The organism is Pseudomonas sp., from assembly GCF_030150285.1.
In the GTDB taxonomy this organism is placed as follows: Bacteria; Pseudomonadota; Gammaproteobacteria; order Pseudomonadales; family Pseudomonadaceae; genus Aquipseudomonas.
In genome coordinates this window covers 24,340-38,420 of sequence record NZ_JASLGE010000050.1, presented here as the reverse complement: position 1 = coordinate 38,420, position 14,081 = coordinate 24,340, and the positions used below count along the sequence as shown (strand labels likewise).

The window sequence follows — 14,081 nt, the reverse complement described above, 5'->3', positions numbered from 1 at the left end:
TTTGATCCATCGTGCCTGCACCTCACGTGTTTCTGTACACCTTCCGCGTTGTTTCGGAAATCACCGAGTCCAACGGTCCCAGCTCCATGGCTTCGGTCTGCGGTGCTTCCCTGGCTCTGATGGACGCCGGTGTTCCGATGAAGGCACCGGTTGCCGGTATCGCCATGGGTCTGGTTAAAGAGGGCGAGAAGTTCGCCATCCTGACCGACATCCTGGGTGACGAAGACCACCTCGGCGACATGGACTTCAAAGTAGCCGGTACCGCCAAAGGTGTTACCGCGCTGCAGATGGACATCAAGATCAAGGGCATCACCGAAGAAATCATGGAGATCGCACTGGGCCAGGCCCTGGACGCTCGCCTGAACATCTTGGGCCAGATGAACCAGATCATTGCCGTTTCGCGCAATGAGCTGTCGGCCAACGCGCCGACCATGATCGCAATGAAGATCGACACCGACAAAATCCGTGATGTTATCGGTAAAGGCGGCGCGACCATCCGTGCAATCTGTGAAGAAACCAAGGCTTCGATCGACATCGAAGACGACGGTTCGATCAAGATCTTCGGCGAAACCAAGGAAGCAGCAGAAGCCGCACGCCAGCGCGTTCTGGGCATCACTGCAGAAGCCGAGATCGGCAAGATCTATGTGGGCAAGGTTGAGCGTATCGTCGACTTCGGCGCATTCGTGAACATCCTGCCAGGCAAAGACGGCCTGGTGCACATCTCGATGCTGAGCGACGCTCGCGTTGAGAAAGTCACTGACATTCTCAAAGAAGGTGAGGAAGTGGAAGTGTTGGTACTGGACGTGGACAACCGCGGCCGTATCAAGCTCTCCATCAAGGACGTAGCTGCAGCCAAGGCGTCGCAAGCTTAATCGCTGGCGATACTTGAGTTAAAAAAAGGATCCTTCGGGATCCTTTTTTTATGTGCGGTCATTGACTCAGTCGGCAATAGGCGAATGGCCATGACTCAAAACCTGCAACTTGCATGCAAGTTTGGTGGGCAGTCATGCAAACTGCACGATAGAGTCGACAAGGTTTGTATGTAACTAACTGTTTTTTATAGTTTTTTTTATTTTAAAAACTTGGCACAAGCTCTGCAACAGTACTGATAACCCTGCTGCTGCAAGACGGCGCAGACTCTGAAGATGACAGGAGTTATTCGTATGAAGAAGTTCGCTATCGCTGCTGCAACCGCCACCGCTCTGACCCTGACCATGGCCAACGCTGCTTTTGCTGCTCAGCCGACTGCACAGTCGCCGATGGTTGTGGCTTCGGCTGAGGTGGACAAGGCCAAGGAAGCCACTTCTGATACCTGGATCACCACCAAAGTTAAATCGGACCTGTTGACCGAAAAAGGTATTCCAGGCACCGATATCAAGGTTGAAACCAATAAAGGCGTGGTATCGCTGTCTTCCACAGTTGCAGTGACTGATGCTCAGAAAAAAATTGCGGTCGACATCACCAAGAAAATCAAAGGTGTTAAAGCCGTTTCGGCAGACGGCCTGAAAGCTGAATAACCGATACGTGAGCCACCCAAGCCCTCGGCGCTAGCGCCGGGGGCTTTTTGTTGGGCTTGCCTTAGAGGGGGAGGTTTACTCACTGTCCAGATGCAGCGGTGAAATCACCTGCCCATCGCTCTCAGCTTCACCCAAGGAGGCATCGATAAAGTACACACGGTCATCGGCCAGTTGGCCTTTATCGACCAGGTAGTCCTTGATGCTACTGGCACGACTTTGGCCCAGCTGACGCAGCAGTACCTCGCTTTTGCTCCAGAACTCAATTAGCGCCGCGCTCATTTTTTCGGCTCTTTCATCGCGGCTCAACTTGGCCCATTCGGCTGGCGGTTGTTGTTTCAGGCGAGTTCGGTAGATGCCTTCGAGCAGCGGCCCTTTCTCGTCATCCGGGACTTTGAGCAGCGATGCTTGCGCAGGGACTTTGTCGCCACGGCGCTGCAGGATTTTGTAGTAATTGTATTGGTATTCGCGCTCCAGGCGCTCCTGTGCGATATGCGGACCATCGCTGCTTTGCGCGGCCGTACCTTCAATTTCAAGGCGCAAGGCCGGGCGTTTTTTCAGGGCTTGCGCCAGCGTGTCCAAGGCTTTTTGGGCTTGTGGGCTCAATTCGCTAGACCCTGGGGCGAAGGACACCGTGCCCAGGTCTTCTGCGCCACCGCCACTGATCAAGCCGCCAATAAACTTGAAGGGGGCTTGAGCCGCCCGTAGCACCAGGTTGCGCAGGGTTTGCCAGACGATCGGCATCACGCTGAACTGTGGGTTATTCAGGTCGCCGGTCACCGGCAGCTCGATAGATATGGTGCCATCCGTGTCTTTGAGCAGGGCAATCGCCAGCTTCAGCGGCAAGTTCACGGCATCGGGGCTGTCGACCTTCTCCCCGAGTTGTAACTGTTCAATCACAACCTTGTTTTCAGCCTTGAGCTGCCCCTTGGTGATCAGGTAGTGCAGGTCCAGGTTCAGCCGGCCCTTGCGGATGCGGTAACCGGCAAATTTGCCCGAGTAAGGTGTCAGGGTCGTCAGTTCCACGCGTTTGAAGCTGGTGGCGATATCAAGGCTGGCCATGGGGTCGAACGGGTTAACGCTGCCTTTGATGGTGACCGGGGCATAGCGGTCGACCTTGCCCGCAACATTCACGCTTGCCGGCTTGGCCTGGCGGCTGTCGATAGTACCGATCTGGCCATTGAGCTGCTGAACAGCGGTGGCGAAGTTAGGGGTGAGGCTGAAGTCGGCAAAGTTGGCCGAGCCGTCGTTGATCGCAATGGCACCCACATGAATGCCCAAGGGTTTGTTCGTGCTTGCTGCGGACGAGGTGGGCGCTTGAGGGCCGGGTGTGGCGGGTTGCGGGATCAGCAGGTCGTCGACGTTAGTGGTGCGATCATCGTTGATCATGAACCGCACATAGGGCTGCAAGACGTTGACCCGTGCAATCGACAGGTTGTCCCCGTGCTGATAACGCACGTTCTCTAGCACCAGACGCTGCCATTTCAGGAAATCACGGTTTTTCAGGGTGTCGAGTGTATGCAGTTGGTCCACCTGCACCTGGCCGTCCACTGTGAAGGCCAAGGGGTCAATGCTTTTGAGGTCGACCGTCAGATCGCTGTCGAGCATGCCGCTGCGCAGCTCAAGACGAATAAAGGGGTCGAGGTAAGCCTGGGCCACGCGCAGGTCAATGTCGTGGGTGGTGACCTTCAGCTTGGCGCTCACCGGGCTCAGGTTGACATCCCCGCTGGCGGTCAGCTTGCCCTGTTTGCCCACTCCCGTATCCAGTTTGAGCGAGAAGGGGGAGCGGTTCAGGCTGTCAAAATTCTTCACGTTGATATTAAGCGGGCCGATATCCAGTGCCACGGGGGTTTTAGGCTCTTTATCCGCTAGATGGACACGGTAATCACGTAACTCGACGTCTTTGAGCAGCACTTGCCATGGTTTGTCTGGAGTGGCTTTCGGTGCTTTCGGGGCTTCAACGGTAATCGGGTCATTGGCCTTGGGGGCGGGTTTTTCGGTCGGGCGGGCGAACAGTTTTTGCCAGTCCAGTTGCCCGTCTTTTTCGCGTGTGGCCCAGGTTTCGAGGTTTTTACTCTGAACCTTGCCGACTACGACGTTTTGTTTGGCTACATCGACCGTGGTGTCGCTGACATTCAGCTGCTCCAGGCGCACCAGCGGCTTACCATCCGGGGCATTGATTCTGAAGGGGGCGATGCTGGCCGAGGCGTTGCTCAGCAGCATTTCCGTGCCCTTGGCCAGGTTCAGGGTGTAATCGGTGCTGAAGTTCAGCACGCCGTCCTCAAGCACCAAAGGCAGCGCATCCCGTACATAAGGCCACCAGACTTTCATCTTGCCATCGGTCACCTTCAGGCTGCCTTTGGACGTGATCGGCACCAAGCCCAATGTGCCATTCCAGTCGATCCGCCCGCCCTCGGGACCGTTGGCCACCAACGTCATCTCGGCTGGGTCATTGGCCAGGGTGCTGAGATTTTTCAGTTCAAGGTTCATCGAATCATATAAGAAATCGATGGGTTCGCTGGGGCGTGCATCGCTGAAATGCAGGTAGCCGTCAGCGAGCTTGATGCGATCAATGCGTAGTGGGAAAGGTGTGCTGTCAGACGTTTCGGGTGCGGGGTCGCTGGCGGGCAACGTGAACAGTTGAGTCAGGTTGAGTGTGCCGTTCTTGCTGAACAGTATTTCGGTCTTGGGTTTGTCCAGTTCGACATTGGCCAGGTGCAAGGCTTTGGTCCATAGACTGTCAGCGTGAACTTGGGTGTAAAAGCGTTCGAACCCGACCTGTTCCTTTCCTGGTTCACCGACACGAAACCCCCAGAGCGTCAGCTCCAGGCTGAAGGGGTTGAACTCCAGACGGTCAAGCTTGGCGGGCACCGTGGCGTAGTGGGCCAATTGCTGGTTGATAATACGTAAACCGATGCCGGGCAGAATCAAAAAGCCCAGCACGCTATAAACAGCGATAACGGTCAGCACTGCACCAATGGCGCGAATCAATCCTTTGAACATCTGGGGGCGTCGTCTATTGCGGTGAGAGTGCCTTTGAGTATGGCACGCGTTTCTGGTTCCGAGACGCGCGCCTTACTTTGCGCCGGATTTGTCTATCCAGCGCGTAGGGCTTAGAACTGGAGAATCAGGGTTTTGAGCGGAGGCTGCTGATCATGTGACGGGAAATCGGCGGCGGGGTTAAGGACTTGCCACTCACGGACAGGGCGCCCGGCTTTTTCGGCACAGCGCAACACGTGCTCGCGCCAATCGTCCATGCTGACTTTTGCCAGGTTATTGCAACAGATCAAGACGCCATCCGGTGCCGTTGCCAATACGGCGGGCTTGAGCAAGCTTTGATAATCGCGTAGCAGATCGACAGTGCCGAAGGCGCTTTTGGCCCAAGCGGGAGGGTCTAGCAGGACCAGGTCGTACTCGCGCGGCTCCAGGCGCGGATAAGCCGGCAGTTTGTGCCGACGCTGGATGATGGGCAGGCCCGCCAGTTGCCGAATGGCGGCAAAGTAGTCCGACTGTATGAACTTCATCTTTTTCAGTTCGGGGTTCAACAGGCCGTTTTCCCGGCCGACGGCCAGATTGCCTTCGGCAAAGTCCAGGTTGCAGACCTCGCTGGCTCCCCCCGCGGCGGCACTCAGGCCCACACCGCAGGTATAGGCAAAAAGGTTGAGCATGCTTTTGCCAGCGCTGTGTTGTTTGACCCAGCCCCGAGCGTTGCGCAGATCCAGGAACAGTAAGGGGTCTTGCCCTGCATGGCGACCGCGAACACGGTACTTCAGCCCCCATTCGTGGCCGACCATGTCTTCCAGTGCTGCGGCTTCGGCGCGGTACACGGTGTCTTCGCGATCAATGCGGGAGTTGCCCTGGGAGCGGTCGTTGTAGACCAGCAACAACTCCAGGCCCAGATGGCGATTAATGGCTTCGTGCAATTGCAGCAAATCATCGCGCTCAAGGCGCTGATGGAAGCTCTGCACCATCAACTGTGGGCCGTAACGGTCGATGGTCAGCCCACCGGCACCTTCCTGGCTGCCGTGGAACAAGCGATAGCAATCGGTACCTTGCGCGTGAAGCTCGGCCAGCAAGTCATGGCGGTTATCGAGGGCGGCGCGCAGCGCCTGATTCAAGGAAGACATGCGATGCGCCTTGGGGGATAGATAAGGCGCGGCAGTTTAGCAGAACAGCGTCGCAACGGGCTTTGTAGTCGCTGCCGGCGGCTTCGAAAGTAGCTGCGGCAGCTTGCCAGACAGTACGCTTCGCAGCCTTTGGCAGCGGCTACAACAGGGTGTGACTTCAGTCGCGTTCAAGCGCCAGGGCTACACCCTGACCACCGCCGATGCACAAGGTGGCGAGGCCTTTTTTGGCATCGCGCTTGAGCATTTCATGCAGCAGCGTCACGAGAACACGGCAACCTGATGCGCCAATTGGGTGGCCAATGGCAATCGCGCCGCCGTTAACGTTGACCTTGTTAGCGTCCCAGTTCAGTTCTTTACCGACCGACAGCGCCTGAGCGGCAAAGGCCTCATTGGCCTCGATCAGGTCCAGTTGTTCCAGGCTCCAGCCGGCTTTGCCCAGGCAGCGCTGAGTGGCACTTACCGGGCCGATGCCCATGATGGCCGGGTCGACACCGGCGTTGGCGTAAGCCGCGACTTTGGCCAGCACGGGCAGGCCAAGGGCTTTGGCTTTGGTAGCGCTCATCAACATGATGGCTGCTGCACCGTCGTTAAGTGAAGAGGCGTTGCCGGCAGTCACGGAGCCGTCTTTTTTGAAGGCGGGTCTGAGCTTGGCCAGCGACTCGGCGGTGGTTCCTGCGCGCGGCTGCTCATCGGTGGCGAACGCGACAGGCTCGCCTTTGCGCTGAGGGATCAGGATGGGAGTGATTTCATCGACAAAACGGCCGGTTTCGATGGCTTCAATGGCCTTTTGTTGGGACTTTGCGGCGAATGCATCTTGCTCTTCACGGGTGATACCGTATTTATCCACCAGGTTTTCGGCGGTAATGCCCATGTGGTAATCGTTGAATGCATCCCACAGGCCGTCGCTGATCATGGTGTCGACGATTTGGCTGTGCCCCATGCGCAGGCCGGTACGAGCGCCAGGCACGATGTAGTTGGACAGGCTCATGTTCTCCTGGCCACCGGCAATGATCACGTCGGCATCGCCGCAACGAATCGCTTGCGCCGCCAGGTGCAGTGCTTTGAGGCCCGAGCCGCACACCTTGTTCAAGGTCAGTGCGGGCACGGCGAAGGGCAGGCCTGCCTTGATCGCCGCTTGGCGTGCCGGGTTCTGTCCGGCTCCGGCAGTGAGTACCTGACCCATGATGACTTCATCAACTTGCGCGCCCTCCAGGCCGGTTTGCACCAGCAGTTGGCGAATGACCGCTGCGCCTAGATCAACAGCGGGTATGTGGGCCAATGAACCCTGGAAGCTGCCGACGGCTGTGCGGGTGGCGGCAACGATTACGACATCTTGCATTGCAGGAATCCTCATTATTATTGGTGTGCAGCGCAGCGCGCGGCATTCGGAATCAGGGCTGCATGGTGGCATACATGCAGTCAACTCGTGTAGTCGTAGCCGCAGGCAGCTTGGCAATTGTTGCGATTTCTCAGCTTGGCATCATGCGTCGCCGCGCCCTTTGCACGGAGCCATTGCGCACGGCCCAACGCAGGACTGGGGCCGTGCTGTTAACGGCACAACGCACCAGGTTACGGGTGAGTGGGCGTTGCTCCAGCGCCAATAGATGGCTGGCCCAGTCCGGCAGCAAGTCAATGCCGGCCTGCATCATCAGCGCACCAAAGGGCTTGGCCAACAGGCTGGGCGCGGGGGCATTGAGCAACAGGCGAACCACTTCACGGCTGCGGTCGTCGCACAGTAAGTGCGGGCGCATGCGCGCCAAGTAATCAGCTATTTGCTGGCGCGAGCGTGGCACATCGGTTGCGCCCAATCGTTCCGCGACCAAGGCGATTTCGCTGTAGTACTGGTCTTGATCGGCACCTGATAAGTTCGGGTTGCGGTATCGCAGATGGGCCGCCAGAAAGTTGCTGACTTCTGCGACGTGAACCCAGGTCAACAGTTCGGGATCGCTGGCGGCATAGGTGCTGCCATCGAGCCCAGTGCCCACCACTTGCAGGTGAATGGTGCGTACTTTGTCGATCAGCCAGTTGGCGTCGTGGGTGGAGCCAAACGTGGTGCCGGAAATAAACTGCCCGGTGCGGCGCAACCGGCCCAGCATGTCCTGGCGAAAATTGGAGTGATCCCAGACCCCGGCCAGTGCCAAAGGGTGCAAGGCCTGGAGCATCAAGGCGCTGATACCACCAATCAGCATGCTGGTGAAATCACCGTGCACCTGCCAACTGATGGAGGTGGGGCCAAACAGGCCGGGGTCGCCTTTGGGGTTTTCGAGGTCGAGCTGGCCGAGGGAAAGGCCGGACAGGCTCATGATCTGGCGTTCGATGGGACGGCGGATGAATTCCATGCTGCCTCGGTTGTGCCAGCCCGTGGGGTGAGACGGGCTGGCTATCAATCAACCGCGATGGCGACCGCGGAAGTAGTTGATCAGGCCTTGAGTCGATGCATCGTCAGCAGGTTCTTCCTGGCTGCCGGTCAGACGATTGTAAACGCCTTTGCCCAGTTCTTTACCCAGCTCAACGCCCCACTGGTCGAACGCATTAATACCCCAGATCACGCTCTGTACGAAAACCTTGTGCTCGTACAGGGCAACCAGCGCGCCGAGGCGACGTGGGCTGATACGCTCCACCACCAAGGTGTTGCTCGGACGGTTGCCCGGGATCACTTTGTGTGGTGCCAGTCTTTGCACGTCGGCTTCAGCCATGCCTTGGTCGCGCAATTCGGCCTCGGCTTCTTCGAGGGTTTTCCCCAGCATCAAGGCCTGGCTCTGGGACAAGCAGTTGGCATACAGCCATTGATGGTGATCGGAGACCGGGTTAAAGCTGACAATCGGCACGATAAAGTCGGCTGGAATCAGCTGTGTGCCTTGGTGCAGCAATTGGTGATAAGCATGCTGGCCATTGCAGCCCACGCCACCCCAGATCACGGGCCCCGTGTCGGTGGACACGGGCGTACCGTCCTGGCGAACGCTTTTGCCGTTGGATTCCATATCCAACTGCTGCAAGTGTTTGGTGATGTTGCGCAGGTAATGGTCGTACGGCAGGATCGCGTGGCTTTGCGCACCCCAGAAGTTGCCGTACCAAACGCCGAGCGCCGCCATCAGCACAGGCATGTTTTGTTCAAAGGGGGCGTTCTGGAAGTGCAGGTCCATGCTGTAGGCACCGGACAGCAGTTCCTTGAAGTTGGACATGCCGATGGCCAAGGCGATGGGCAAGCCAATGGCTGACCACAACGAATAACGCCCGCCGACCCAGTCCCACATCGGGAAGATGTTCTCTTCGCGGATACCGAACGCTACTGCCGCTGCGTTGTTACTCGATACGGCGATAAAGTGGCGGTGCAACTCGGCCTCGGAGCCGCCTTGAGCCAGGTACCACGCGCGCGCGGCCTGGGCGTTTTTCAAGGTTTCGAGGGTATTGAACGATTTGGACGAAACGATAAACAGCGTGGTTTCCGCGCGCAGTTTGGCCGCGAGTTCGTGAAACTCACTGCCGTCGATGTTCGCCAGGTAGTGGCAGCGCACGCCTTTTTGGGCGTAGGACAGCAGCGCTTCAGACACCAGCTCAGGGCCGAGGAACGAGCCGCCAATGCCGATGTTAACGATGTCGGTAATCGGTTTTTCGGTATACCCGCGCCACAGGCCGTCGTGAATGCGGCCGACCAGCTCGGTCATTTGATTCAGGACTTTGTGCACCTGCGGGATGATGTTCACGCCGTTGACCGACAGTTTGTCGGCCACCGGGCGTCGCAGTGCCGTGTGCAGGGCAGGGCGGCCTTCGGAGGCGTTGACGATCTCGCCGGAAAACATCGAGTGGATCGCGCCCTTGAGGTCGACTTCATTGGCGAGGTCTACCAGCAAGCTGCGGGTTTGGTCAGTAATCAGGTTTTTCGAGTAGTCCAGGAAAAGCCCGCAGCTGCTCAGGGTGAAGTCTTCAAAGCGTTTAGGGTGAGTGTTGAACGCATCGCGCATGCTGAAATTTTGCATGTCGGCGCGGTGAAGCTTCAGCGCTTGCCAAGCGGGCAGAGCGGTCACGTCGTGAGGAGTGCGGTAGTACGCCATCGCTGCGAATATCCTTTTTTGCTTGAACTGCCTGTTGGACACTGAAAACACCGAAACCTCCTTTTGCGTCAGGAGGTTCGCGGTTGGCCTGCTTACACATCAGACACAGCAGGTCGCTCACAGTAACTCTAGAGCCTGCATATGTCTCGGCTTTGTCTGACGTCAAACAGTAACTTTTGTCACAGCCATGTGACGCTAGATGAATCGTTTCAGTGGTATTTTCCGGTTGGGGACCGCTGACGGATTACGGCAACGTGTCGGTGTGGAGGACGTTGTCGAGGTTCAGGTGGATGTTATCAATCAAGCGCGTGCTGCCCAGGAACGCAGCGACCAGAATCACCAGGTCGCGATCACTCGCGGCGGCAGGAAGCAGGGTTTGTGCCTGGCGCACTTCCAGGTAGTCCGGGCGAAAGCCCAGCGCGCTGATGTGCTCCAGGTGCTGGCGCACCAGTGCCGGGTAGTCGCGATCACCCGCTTTGACGGCTTGAGTCATTGCCGTCAGGTGGCGGTACAAGGCGGGGGCGAGCGCCCGTTGTTCTTCGTTCAGGTAGCCATTGCGCGAAGACAACGCAAGGCCATCATCGGCCCGTACAGTGGGCTCGCTGATAATCTGGATCGGCATGTTCAGGTCATGGACCATGGCGCGGATAACGGCCAACTGCTGGTAGTCCTTTTGCCCGAAGATGGCCAGATCCGGCTGCACCATATTGAACAATTTACTGACAACGGTGGTAACCCCATCAAAATGCCCCGGCCGGCGGCTGCCACACAGCTCATTGCTGAGCTGGGCCGCAGTGACGCGGGTCAAGCCGGACATACCGTTGGGGTACATTTCTTCAACCGTCGGGGCGAACAATAGATGGCAGCCCGCTTGTAGCAGTTTTTCCTGATCGGCCGCCAAGGTGCGCGGGTAGGTGTCCAGGTCTTCGTTGGCACCAAATTGCAGTGGGTTAACGAAGATGCTCGCTACCACGAAGTCAGCCTGCTGGGCGGCTGTCGTGACGAGTGCCGCGTGGCCGCGGTGCAGATTGCCCATGGTGGGAACGAGGCCGATTTGCTTGCCTTCGCTACGTGCGCGAGCCACAGCGGCCCGCAACTCGCGAACGGTTTTAACAGTGTTCATGCAGAGAATCCGTGTTCGGTACCTGGAAAACTGACGGCTTTGACTTCAGCCACGTAAGCGCTGAGTGCCGACACAATATCGGGTTGACCCGCCATGAAGTTCTTCACGAATTTCGGGACGCGCCCGGTGAGCGAGAGGCCGAGCATGTCATGGAGTACCAGCACCTGACCGTCGGTGTCGCTCCCTGCACCGATACCGATGACCGGTATTTTCACCGCTTGAGTGATTTCCTTGGCCAGTTCGCTGGGGACGCACTCCAACAGCAGCATCGCGGCCCCGGCTTGCTCAAGGGCAATGGCATCGGCCCGCATTTGGCGTGCCTGGATGTCGTTACGGCCTTGAACTTTATAGCCGCCCAGCACGTTGACCGTTTGTGGGGTCAGGCCCATATGAGCGCACACGGGAATACCGCGATCGGTCAGCAGGCGAATCGACTCAGCGAGCCAGACGGCACCTTCGACCTTGACCATGTGAGCGCCAGCCTGCATCAGTTTTGCGCTGTTGTTCAGGGTTTGCTCAAGCGTTGCATTGGCCATGAACGGCAAGTCCGCCAGGATCATTGCGCCCTGATTGCCGCGCTTGACGCACGCCACGTGGTACGCCACCTCATCGGTAGTGACTGGCAAAGTGCTGTCATGCCCTTGCAGAACCATGCCCAAGGAGTCGCCTACCAGTAGCAGCTCAACGCCGGCTTGATTGCAGGCGTGGGCAAAGGTGGCGTCATAGCACGTCAGCATGGTGATTTTTTCACCTTTTTGCTTAAGGCTTTGCAGGGTGGTCAAAGTGATAGCCGGCATGAAAAAGGATCCTCGTCAGACAGTGCGATAACCACTGCGAGTAACACGCGTGATTCATCGTTATAGACAGACACACCTTATAAGGGGGTGTTTAAGCGCCTGTTTTTCACAGTGCGCCGCCCAATGGACGGCAGCGGGATGCCTATAGTCGTGACGAGGGGGCGGGAAGTCAATTCCGGGTGTTACCACAGGAGTGTTACCGCAGGCGTTGATTCGATTCAGCGTTTTAAGAGAGACGCTCCAACCCGACAAACGGGCAATCAGCCAGTAACTGCTCAAGGGTTCTGCCATCGGCCAGCGTGAGTGAGGCGGGTGCCAGCTCGGCCAACGGGTACAGGACGAAAGGCCGGGCCTGCAAGTGGTAGTGCGGCACTTTGAGGCGAGGCTCGTCAATCAGCCGATTGCCGAACAGCAGAATGTCCAGGTCTAAGGTGCGTGGGCCCCAACGCTCGTGGCGCTCACGGCCTTGATCAAGCTCAATGGCTTGCAGGGCATTGAGTAACGCCAGAGGCTCCATTTGCGTCTCCAGCGCCGCCACGGCATTGGTATAGCGTGGCTGGCCGGGTAACAGCGAATCGCTTTGGTAGAACGCTGAAACGCCAATAAGGCGTGAATCGGGCAGTTGGGCCAACGCGTTGAGTGCGTTGCGCAATTGCTCGGCCGGCTCGGCCAGGTTGCTGCCCATTCCGATATAGACGGTTTCCATTCGTTATTCGTCCGCAGCGCCAGTACGCTTGCGCTTGTTGGCACCTGTGCGGCGGCGTTTGCGCGGTGCCGGGCCTGCGCCGTCGTCCTTGGCGTTGCTCAGGTCGCGGATCATATCCCGACGGCCGCTGTCGTTGGCGTCTTGATAGTCGGTCCACCACTCACCCAGCCCGTGGGTTTGCTCGCCCGCGATTTCGCGCAACAACAGGAAGTCGTAGCCCGCCCGGAAGCGTGGGTTGTCGAGCAGCAGGTCGGCGCGTTTGCCGCTGCGGCGGGGAAGGCGTTCCTGCATGTCCCAGATTTCGCGAATCGGCATTGTGAAGCGTTTGGGGATGGCTATGCGCTGGCACTGCTCTGCGATCAGGTCGTGGGCGGCCTCTTGCATGGCAGGAATGGGCGGCATGCCACGGTCTTGCAGGCGCAGGACGCGGGCAGGCAGTGCCGGCCACAGCAGGGCCGCAAACAGGAAGGCCGGTGTGACCGGTTTACCCTGCTTGATCCGCAGGTCGGTGTTACGCAAGGCTTCGCTGATCAGTGTGTGGGTGTAGGTCGGATTGTCTTCCAGTGCTTCGGCGCTGGCCGGGAACAAGGGTTCGAAGAGTTCCAGGTCAACCAGCATCTCAAAGGTGTCCAGCGCGTTCCCTGACAGGAATAGCTTGAGGACTTCCTCGAACAACCGTGCCGACGGGATTTCACGCAGCATCGGTGCCAGCTCCCGGATAGGGGCCGCGGTGTGTTTCTCGATACCGAAGTTGAGCTTGGCGGCAAACCGTACAGCCCGCAGCATGCGCACCGGGTCTTCCTGGTAGCGCTGTTGCGGGTTACCGATCAGGCGCAGCAGGTGGTTGCGAATGTCATGTACGCCATTGGCGTAATCGAGGATGCGCTCGCTTACCGGGTCGTAGTACAGGGCATTGATCGTGAAGTCACGACGCTGGGCGTCTTCTTCCAGAGTGCCGTAAACGTTATCGCGCAAGATGCGCCCGCTTTCGTTACGCGAGGACTGGTTGCTGTCTTCCTCTTCGTCATTTTGCGGGTGGTTGGCGCGGAAGGTCGCGACCTCAATGATTTCGCGTCCGAAGTGGATATGCACCAGCTTGAAGCGTCGGCCGATGATACGGGCGTTACGAAACTCGGCGCGTACCTGTTCGGGCGTCGCGCTGGTGGCGACATCAAAGTCTTTGGGTGTGATGTTGAGCAGCATGTCGCGAACGCAGCCACCGACCAGGTAAGCCTGATAGCCAGCGTTTTGCAGGCGCTCGACGATATTGACCGCGTAACGGCTGAACTGGGCACGCTGCAGCGAGTGTTGAGTGCTGTTGAGCACTTCTGGGGTGCTACGCAGTTGTTGCGTGCGACGCTTGGGAGAACGGAATGACTGGAACAGCTTCTTCAGCATGGGATGCACTGTTTGAAGGAATGTTCGGCCAAAAAGAGAAATGACCGCATGATGGGCGGGGATTCTAGCATTTAGTCAGGGGATGGTGTAGGAAGCTGAGCCGCTCTTGCGAGCGAAGCTACAAGCGGTACGCCCAAAAAGCTGCAAGAGGCCCGAGCCAGAGCGTGTTAGCGGATTTTGTCGAATGGCGGGAAGCACAAGGGGAGCCGAAGCTCCCCCAGAATTAATTGCATGCTCTATTTTTATTATGTTTTTCGGGCTTTTTGTTTTTGTTAATTGCCCTGGTTACAAAGGTGTTGCCTGTGTAACCCTCCCAATCGGGAGATAAGAGCAAACGGATTGCTTTGGTCGCTGTGTTGATGTG

10 protein-coding genes and 1 pseudogene are annotated in these 14,081 nt (G+C 57.9%); 2 read left to right on the top strand and 9 right to left on the bottom strand.

The annotated features are described in order from the left end of the window. Positions 1–35 precede the first annotated feature (35 nt). Together Q1W15_RS11565 and Q1W15_RS11560 are read left to right on the top strand one after the other, a co-directional pair. A pseudogene (locus Q1W15_RS11565) lies at positions 36–872 on the top strand (S1 RNA-binding domain-containing protein); the annotation flags it as partial. Positions 873–1,163: 291 nt separating this feature from the next. Then, a complete protein-coding gene (locus Q1W15_RS11560) occupies positions 1,164–1,517 on the top strand; it encodes a BON domain-containing protein (protein WP_300728128.1) in 354 nt (117 codons plus the stop codon). A gap of 75 nt (positions 1,518–1,592) precedes the next feature. On the opposite strand, the gene Q1W15_RS11555 is transcribed toward Q1W15_RS11560, so the two are convergent. The 9 genes from Q1W15_RS11555 to Q1W15_RS11515 form a co-directional block, all read right to left on the bottom strand. Next, positions 1,593–4,517, bottom strand: coding sequence for a DUF748 domain-containing protein (locus tag Q1W15_RS11555; RefSeq protein ID WP_300728125.1), 2,925 nt, complete (start codon positions 4,515–4,517; stop codon positions 1,593–1,595). Between the two features lie 110 nt (positions 4,518–4,627). Then, positions 4,628–5,641, bottom strand: a complete 1,014-nt coding sequence (locus Q1W15_RS11550) for a class I SAM-dependent methyltransferase (RefSeq protein WP_300728122.1) — start codon at positions 5,639–5,641, stop codon at positions 4,628–4,630. A 157-nt stretch (positions 5,642–5,798) separates the two neighbouring features. Further along, positions 5,799–6,980: an acetyl-CoA C-acetyltransferase gene (locus Q1W15_RS11545; RefSeq protein WP_300728119.1), complete on the bottom strand. Its 1,182-nt coding sequence runs from the start codon at positions 6,978–6,980 to the stop codon at positions 5,799–5,801. Positions 6,981–7,110: 130 nt separating this feature from the next. Then, positions 7,111–7,980, bottom strand: a complete 870-nt coding sequence (locus Q1W15_RS11540; RefSeq protein WP_300728116.1) for an oxygenase MpaB family protein — start codon at positions 7,978–7,980, stop codon at positions 7,111–7,113. Positions 7,981–8,028: 48 nt separating this feature from the next. Beyond that, positions 8,029–9,693, bottom strand: a complete 1,665-nt coding sequence (gene pgi / locus Q1W15_RS11535) for a glucose-6-phosphate isomerase (protein ID WP_300728113.1) — start codon at positions 9,691–9,693, stop codon at positions 8,029–8,031. A gap of 244 nt (positions 9,694–9,937) precedes the next feature. After that, positions 9,938–10,816 (bottom strand): pantoate--beta-alanine ligase, encoded by an 879-nt coding sequence (gene panC / locus Q1W15_RS11530; RefSeq protein WP_300728110.1) that lies wholly within the window; start codon positions 10,814–10,816, stop codon positions 9,938–9,940. Beyond that, on the bottom strand, positions 10,813–11,613 hold the full coding sequence (gene panB, locus Q1W15_RS11525; protein WP_300728107.1) for a 3-methyl-2-oxobutanoate hydroxymethyltransferase: 801 nt from the start codon (positions 11,611–11,613) through the stop codon (positions 10,813–10,815). Before panB ends, panC begins: the two co-directional genes overlap by 4 nt. Positions 11,614–11,839: 226 nt before the next feature. Continuing rightward, entirely contained in the window at positions 11,840–12,319 is a 480-nt protein-coding gene (gene folK / locus Q1W15_RS11520; protein ID WP_300728104.1) for a 2-amino-4-hydroxy-6-hydroxymethyldihydropteridine diphosphokinase, read from the bottom strand. 3 nt (positions 12,320–12,322) lie between these two features. Continuing rightward, positions 12,323–13,717, bottom strand: coding sequence for a polynucleotide adenylyltransferase PcnB (locus Q1W15_RS11515; protein WP_300728101.1), 1,395 nt, complete (start codon positions 13,715–13,717; stop codon positions 12,323–12,325). Positions 13,718–14,081 lie beyond the last annotated feature (364 nt).